This window comes from Streptomyces africanus, assembly GCF_002150735.1.
GTDB lineage: Bacteria > Actinomycetota > Actinomycetes > Streptomycetales > Streptomycetaceae > Streptomyces > Streptomyces africanus.
The window spans coordinates 1-670 of record NZ_MUKA01000627.1 but is presented as its reverse complement, the minus strand read 5'-3'; the positions used below and the strand labels follow the sequence as shown (position 1 = coordinate 670).

The 670-nt window shown below is 70.3% G+C and carries 1 protein-coding gene; it reads left to right on the top strand.

Going from position 1 to position 670, the window contains the following annotated elements; all coding sequences use genetic code 11:
* A partial coding sequence (locus tag CCL05_RS42865; RefSeq protein WP_143590062.1) for a phosphoenolpyruvate carboxylase occupies window positions 1-670 on the top strand: 670 nt, incomplete at both ends.

The window sequence follows — 670 nt, the reverse complement described above, 5'->3', positions numbered from 1 at the left end:
GCGCCGGCGTCAAGCTCCCCGACGACACCCGCCCCCTCACCTTCGGCACCTGGATCGGCGGCGACCGCGACGGCAACCCGAACGTGACCCCCCAGGTCACCTGGGACGTCCTCATCCTCCAGCACGAGCACGGCATCAACGACGCCCTGGAGACCATCGACGAACTCCGCGGCTTCCTGTCCAACTCCATCCGCTACGCCGGCGCCACCGAGGAACTGCTGACCTCCCTCCAGGCCGACCTGGAGAACCTCCCCGAGATCAGCCCCCGCTACAAGCGCCTCAACGCCGAGGAGCCCTACCGGCTCAAGGCCACCTGCATCCGGCAGAAGCTGGAGAACACCAAGCAGCGCCTCGCCAAGGGCACCGCACACGTGCCCGGCCGCGACTACCTCGGCACCAGCGAGCTGATCAGCGACCTGCGGATCATCCAGAGCTCCCTGCGCGAGCACCGCGGCGGCCTCTTCGCCGACGGCCGCCTCGCCCGCACCATCCGCACCCTGGCCGCCTTCGGCCTCCAGCTCGCCACCATGGACGTACGCGAACACGCCGACGCCCACCACCACGCCCTCGGCCAGCTGTTCGACCGGCTCGGTGAGGAGTCCTGGCGGTACGCGGACATGCCCCGCGACTACCGCGCCAAGCTCCTCGCCAAGGAACTCCGCTCCCGCCG